Origin of the sequence: Halomonas sp. 3D7M, from assembly GCF_014897885.1 — a bacterium.
Classification (GTDB): domain Bacteria; phylum Pseudomonadota; class Gammaproteobacteria; order Pseudomonadales; family Halomonadaceae; genus Vreelandella.
In genome coordinates this window covers 25,995-33,163 of sequence record NZ_JABUZF010000261.1, presented here as the reverse complement: position 1 = coordinate 33,163, position 7,169 = coordinate 25,995, and the positions used below count along the sequence as shown (strand labels likewise).

The 7,169-nt window shown below is 52.7% G+C and carries 4 protein-coding genes (1 of these 4 only partly in view); 1 reads left to right on the top strand and 3 read right to left on the bottom strand.

The genetic code is table 11. The features are described 5' to 3' along the window. Positions 1 to 591 (top strand): response regulator transcription factor (locus tag INT22_RS17020; protein WP_193068620.1); only part of this gene is annotated, 591 nt, incomplete at its 5' end. A 256-nt stretch (positions 592 to 847) separates the two neighbouring features. On the opposite strand, the gene INT22_RS17015 is transcribed toward INT22_RS17020, so the two are convergent. The 3 genes from INT22_RS17015 to INT22_RS17005 form a co-directional block, all read right to left on the bottom strand. Beyond that, a complete protein-coding gene (locus tag INT22_RS17015) occupies positions 848 to 4,795 on the bottom strand; it encodes a NahK/ErcS family hybrid sensor histidine kinase/response regulator (protein ID WP_193068619.1) in 3,948 nt (1,315 codons plus the stop codon). A 95-nt stretch (positions 4,796 to 4,890) separates the two neighbouring features. Then, positions 4,891 to 5,421, bottom strand: coding sequence for a hypothetical protein (locus tag INT22_RS17010; protein ID WP_193061850.1), 531 nt, complete (start codon positions 5,419 to 5,421; stop codon positions 4,891 to 4,893). Between the two features lie 106 nt (positions 5,422 to 5,527). Continuing rightward, on the bottom strand, positions 5,528 to 7,169 hold the 3' portion of the coding sequence (locus INT22_RS17005; RefSeq protein WP_193068618.1) for a sodium:solute symporter family protein. 164 nt of this gene lie beyond the right edge of the window; the window shows 1,642 of its 1,806 coding nt (coding positions 165–1,806); its start codon lies beyond the right edge, outside the window — the gene reads right to left on this strand; the stop codon is at positions 5,528 to 5,530.

Sequence of the window (7,169 nt, the reverse complement as noted above, 5' to 3'; positions counted from 1 at the left end):
CGCCAGTTAGCCCCCCAGGCTGAGATTGTCGAAGCCGACACCATGGAAGCCACCACTGAGGTCGTTAATCGACATCCTGATGCTGATTTGATTTTGCTAGACCTCCATATGCCAGGAGCGCATGGCTTCTCAGGTTTGATTCAATTGCGTGGCCAGATGCCCGATATTCCGGTGGCGGTTGTTTCAGGCAGTGACGAGCCCTATGTAGTACGTCGTGCCATCGATTACGGCGCGTCAGGCTTTATTCCTAAATCTTCCTCGCTACAGTTGATTGCTGAAGCGGTGGGGGAAATTCTGCAAGGGGAAGTTTGGCTGCCAGAAGCGTTGGCGAACGTCTTAGATGAAACCAGCGAAGAAGAGTCGCGTTTTGCGGAGGCAATTGCCTCTCTGACGCCGCAGCAGTTTCGTGTGCTCAATATGCTGACGGAAGGTTTGTTGAATAAACAGATCGCCTATGAGCTTAGCGTCTCAGAAGCCACTATTAAGGCCCACGTGACGGCTATTCTGCGGAAGCTGGGAGTGCACTCGCGCACCCAGGCTGTTATTGCTGCTCAGAAACTTGAAGTGGAACCGCCGAAAGTTTCTTCTTGAAGGGTAAGTTGGATTCCCGATAACCCCCTTCGGGAATGACGGTGTGGTGCGTCTATCTCGCGGCTCCGTCATTCCCGCGTTCCTCACCACTGTGTCATTCCCGCATGCTTTTAGCGGGAATCCATTTTGAAGCAGGCTCCTAGGCATCAGCGAGAAAGGTCAAACTGGATTCCCGATAACCCCCTTCGGGAATGACGGTGTGATGCATCTGTCTCGCTTCGGGAATGACAATGTGATGCATCAATCCGCCGTATCATTACGTTTTCCCTCCTGCTCGGCTAGCCTGAAGAGTGCGAGTTAAAAGCGCGCGTAGCGCGGCGGGTTTGACCGGCTTAAGCAGCAGTTGATAACCCGCACGCTTGATCTCCTCGGCCACCGCTTCCGTGCGGTCGGCGGTAATCACAATGCCTGGTACGGCTCCCTCAAAGCGCTCGCTGAGTGCTTCGAGTGCCATTAGCCCCGTGACTTCATTGTCCAGATGATAGTCGGCCAAGATGGCGTCGGGGTCGCCGTCCATATTACGCAGAATCGATTTTGCACCGCCAATGCTGGTCGCCGTGAATACTTCACACCCCCAGCCGCTTAGCATGGCCGTCATGCCCTCTAAAATGAGCGTTTCGTTATCGATACACACAATGCGGGTACCCGCTAACTTATTACCGCTACGGCGGTTTTGAGGTTCTTGGTCCGCTAAGGTTACTTCACGGGCGGCAACAATGGGAACGCTGACGCAGAATGCAGTCCCCGCCCCTACCCAGGATCGAACCTTAATTGGGTGGTCAAGTACACGGCTCATACGATCAGCGATTGAGAGACCTAAGCCAAGCCCTTTCTCACTCTCTTTATGGCGTGAGACTTGATCCAATCGGCGGAACTCTTGGAAAATTTCCGTTAGCTTCGATTCAGGAATACCAGGCCCGCTATCCCATACTTCTATGGAAAGCCGTCCCGCTTGGCGGCGGCAGCCTAGTAGCACACGACCTTCTTGGGTATAGCGGATCGCGTTGGATAAAAAGTTTTGTACAATCCGGCGAAGCATCTGCGGATCGGAATCTACCCATTGTTGCGTCGGTACGACGACAAGATCCAGCCCACGGTCATCGGCCATCACTTCAAATTCGGCACGCAATGGGCGAATAATATCTGCGAGTGCAAAATGGCTGCGTCGCGGTGTAAGCGCACCCGCATCAAGCTTTGAAATATCTAGCAGAGTGCCAAGCAGCTCTTCAGCGGCTTGAAGTGAGTTATCAATATGGCTGATGGTGCGCTGGGTGTCGCTAGCGGTGACGTTTTGCATTAATGCAGAGGTAAACAGCCGGGCTGCGTTCAGCGGCTGTAGCAAGTCATGACTAGCGGCAGCCAAAAAGCGCGTTTTGGAGGCGTTAGCATCTTCAGCTAACTGTTTCGCTTGGCGCAGCGCTTGCTCTGCTTCAGCGCGCACACGGTTCTCTTGGCGCAGCGCCGCGTTGGCCTCGGAAAGTGCTTGCGTGCGCTCGCGAACGCGCTCTTCCAGGGTTTCGTTGGTCACTTTTAAGGCGATTTCGGCTTGGCGGCGCTCGGTAATGTCTTGATAAAGCGCGAAGAAGCCTAAAATCGATTGGCTATCGCCAAAGTGGGGCGTATAGGTGACCAGCATATAGCGCATGGCATCATTAACGCGCATTGAGACTTCAAAACTGACGCGTTCGCCTGCCAGCGTTCGCTGAACCCACGGCATGCGCTCTTCGGCTTTTTTAACCGGTAATACGTCTTCGTAGCGGCGTCCAATCACGGCATTACGATCTATGTCGAAAGCTTGTTCGTAGGCGCGATTGGTAAATAGGTAACGGCACTCTTTATCAAAGTAGGCAATCAGTGCGGGTACATTATCGGTGTAGATACGGATGTTGTTTTCAGAGCGGATCAGCGCCTCTTCGATGCGCTTCTGCTGAGTAATATCTTGATAGGTATAGACAAAACCACCACCAGGCATCGGGTTGCCTTGGACTTCCAATACGCTGCCATCTTGGCGATAGCGCACATAGCGGTGAGGCTGGCCGTCGCGAATGTTGTCTAGCAGCAGTTGGACATGCTCTTCCGGGTCACCTGGGCCATATTCGCCGCTGTGCGCGTTGTAGCGAAAAATGCGATCCATGGGGGCGCCGACCCGTATCAAGTGATCAGGGAAGCGGAACAGCTCTAAATAGCGTTGGTTCCACACCACCAAGCGCAAATTTTGGTCAACCACGCTAATACCCTGGTTGATGTTTTCAATGGTGGCTTGCAGTAGTGCGCGGTTGAACTCTAAGACTTGAGAGGCTTCATCAACGATTGAAATGACATCTGAAATGCCGATGCCGCGCCCCTGAAGCGCCGAGTTAACGACTATCCGTGCTGACGATGCGCCTAACACTGACGCAAGAAAGCGCTCAGTAAATTGGATGACGTCGATAGACGCCCGTGAACTATCTTCCATGGGTTTGCCCGCGCGGCGTGCGTAATCCTCAAATGCACGATCCACTTGGTCTGCCCCAAGAAAACGCTCACACAGCACTTTAAGGTCACCGACAGTGGTGGCACCTGTCCATGGGCGGTTTACGGATGTTTGACGAGTTTCTACGCTATCGACAAACAGCGATGCCTGAATACGCTCGACGACCCGCTGAGAAGTCACCTGTGACACAAAGATATAGCAGAACAAGTTGATACCCAGCGACAGCATGACTCCGTGGGTAAATGGATCGCTGAGGTTTAAGCCAAAGAGGGTTGTCGGCGATAGCCAATTAAGCCCTAAGGGGCCGCCCGCCAGCCATGCTTGAGGCAGCACTCCGGCATTGATCATAGCCGGCATTAACAAGCTGTATGCCCAAATCGCAAAGCCTGCGTTCATGCCAACAATAACGCCGAGGCGGTTACCGCGCTTCCAATACAGCCCGCCGATGAGTGCGGGGGCAAACTGAGCGGCGGCCGCAAAGGACAGCATGCCAATTGAGGCCAACGAGGTGAATTCGGCAATGAGCTGATAGAAGCCGTAAGCCATTGCCAATACAGCAACAATCGTCAGGCGGCGCGCGCGGAGTACTAAGCGGCCATAGTCACGAGCTTTGGTGTCGAACCAACGCAACCTAAATAGTGCTGGGATCACAATTTCATTAGAAATCATGATGGATACTGCCACTGCCGCCACAATAACCATGCCTGTCGCGGCAGAAAATCCGCCAATAAAGGTGAGCAGGGTCAGCCACTGCTGGCCAGACGCCATCGAAAGAGCAAGTACGTAAGTATCAGGCTCAACCCCGCTTTCCGAAAACAGCAGTAGACCGGCTGCCGCCAAAGGCACCACAAAAAAGGCGACTGCAAGTAAGTAAAGAGGAAATAGCCAGCGTGCTTTCGTTGCATCATCTGGATGGATATTTTCCACCACTGCCACATGAAACTGACGAGGCAGGCAAAGTATGGCGAGCATGGCGAGCAGCGTTTGCGCCCAGAAACTTTGGCCAAAATCTTGGTTGGCTAGCTGGCGCTGCAACTCCAATTGACTTTCGGCGTGGCCCATCAGTTCGCCGAGGCCATCAAACATGCCCCAGGTAACAAAAGCGCCGAGGATGACAAAAGCCAGCAACTTTACCAGAGATTCAAATGCTACTGCATGAATTAACCCTTCGTGGTGCTCTGTCGCGTCCGTGTGGCGAGTGCCAAAAAGGATAGCGAAGATTGCCATGACGATAGCGACATAAAACGCTGTGTCGCCAAACAGCGGCGTATGGGTCATATCCGCTGCGTCAGTAAGAACACTAAAGGTGGTAGACACCGCTTTTAACTGCAGGGCAATGTAGGGCAGGGTGCCAATGAGGGCAACTAAACTAGCAAACGCCGCAAGGGATTGGGTTTTGCCGTAGCGGGAAGCAATAAAGTCAGCGATTGACGTGACGTTTTGGTGTTTGGCAACACGAATCATTTTTGCCAGAACAGGCCAAAACAGTAAAAACGTTAAGATTGGCCCGACAAAGATACTGGCGAATGACCAGCCAGCCGTGGCTGCTTGCCCCACCGCGCCGTAAAACGTCCACGAGGTGCAGTAAATGGCCAATGCCAAACTGTAGATGATTGGCCGTCTGCGACTGGCGCCGTGAGTCCGTGCACGACGATCACCGAACCAGGCAATTCCAAACAGCACCGCAATGTAAAGCAGTGATACCGCGACCAGCAGACCGCCATGAAACATGTCGTCTCCCCACGTTGAAGGCTTCGCCTAGCGACGATCTAATATCAAATAACGATCATCTAACTAAAGACCCTATTCTAGGCGAAGGAGGGGCATCACGTCTGCTGATCGGCGGCAAGTTGGCAAACGGTTGTTAACAACGGCGCAGTTTGCCGTAGCGTGCGACGCTCGCTTAACTCAGCGTCGCCCGTCTCTGTATTCAGGGGGACTATCTCGCGGTGAGTACAGTTCAAGACATAAGGCTGGGTGGTCAGTATATCGGTATGGCGGCGTTCGAATTGATAGAGAATAAATTCAGCAATTAACTCATCGTCAATGTGACGAGCGCGCACATTGTCGCTATCAACGATGCTGAATTTAGTCGTCATCGGGAACACAAAGGTCCATGGTCGCCACACGGCACTAGACGTATCGCTGGAAATGACGATGGCAGTTTCAGGTAGTTGAGAGCGCTTGTGTTCAAACCAGCTGTATTCGGTTGAGACCTGATACCCCAGCATACCCAGGCCACCAAAAACGGGCACAATCCATTTAGGCAGCCGTTTACGGCTAAGCGTTCTAAGTAATAGACCTATCCCTGCGGCGGCAAGCCCTGCAAATACAGCGGCAACAAGATGCCAGATCATAAAATATCCTTTCTAAATGACATCGGGCTCCCCTAAGGAAGCCCGATGATAAGTATCGATTCCGAATCTAATGGCAGTGTGCCAAAGAGGAGGAGCCGATTATGACTTAGTGGTCGACCGCGACACCAGCACCTTTCGGATAACGAACGCTTTCTACCAGGTCTTGAATCTCCTGCGGAGGCTCTTCCGTTGCGCTAGAGACAGCAAACGCAGTTGCAAAGTTAATCATCGCACCTACTGCACCGAAGGAGAGCGGTGAAATGCCCAGAATCCAATTATCTGGCGTGTTGGCCAGCATGTTGGTGCCGGGGACGAAGAACCAACCGAGATAGGTGAAGATGTAGAGCAGGGTGCAGATTAGACCTGCCAGCATGCCGCAAATCGCGCCTTTGCTGTTCATGCGCTTGGAGAAAATGCCCATCATCAGCGCTGGGAACAGTGAGGCACCAGCGATACCAAAGGCAAGTGCAACCGTCTGCGCTGCGAACCCGGGCGGATTAAGCCCAAGATAGGTAGCCAGAAGAATCGCGCCGCCCATTGAAATACGTGCTGCCAGCATTTCACCCTTTTCAGAGATCTTCGGATTGATCATTGTTTTGATCAAATCGTGACTAATGGCTGACGAGATGGCCAATAGTAGACCTGCTGCTGTTGAGAGGGCCGCAGCAATACCGCCTGCTGCAATCAGGCCGATAACCCAGCCTGGCAAGTTGGCAATTTCTGGGTTTGCTAATACCAGAATGTCATTATTAACGGTCAGCTCGTTACCTTCCCAGCCACGATCAGAATAGTCGGTAGCATCATTGTACATTTGGATGCGGCCGTCATTGTTAAGATCGTTGAAGGCGATAAGCCCGGTTTCTTCCCACGTGCGCACCCACTCAGGACGATCTTCATAGAGAATCGGATTGCGGGCGGCTTCTTCGTAATTCTCTACTTGTCCTGCCATCTCTGGATAGACGGTGGTAGCCAAGTTCAGGCGCGCCATGGAACCAACCGCAGGAGCGGTGAGATACAGCAGCGCAATAAACACGAGTGCCCAACCAGCGGACCAGCGCGCGTCAGCAACTTTCGGCACAGTGAAAAAGCGAATAATAACATGGGGTAAACCAGCAGTACCCACCATTAGCGACAGGGTAAACAGCACCATGTTCAGCTTATTATCGACGTCGGCGGTATAGTCGCGGAAACCAAGTGCATTGACCACTTCGTCCAGCTTGGTCAGTAGCGGAATACCAGACTCCGTATGAGTACTGAACATACCAAACATCGGAATCGGGTTGCCGGTTAGTTGCATGGCAATGAACACCGCCGGAATAGTGTAGGCGATGATAAGCACTACGTACTGAGCGACCTGCGTGTAGGTAATGCCTTTCATGCCGCCAAAAACGGCATACAGGAACACAATCAGCGCTGCGATCCAGATACCCCAGGTGTTGCTCACTTCCAAGAAGCGCGAGAAAGCAACACCAGCACCGGTCATTTGACCGATAACGTAAGTAACAGAGGCAACGATCAAACACACAATCGCGACGAAGCGCGCAGTGTTGCTGTAGAAACGGTCACCAATAAAGTCAGGCACTGTAAACTTGCCAAACTTACGCAGGTAAGGCGCTAGCAGCATTGCCAGGATAACGTAACCACCTGTCCAGCCCATCAAGAAGGTGGAGTTAGCGTATCCGCCAGACGCTAGCAGACCGGCCATTGAAATAAACGATGCCGCTGACATCCAGTCAGCGGCAGTCGCC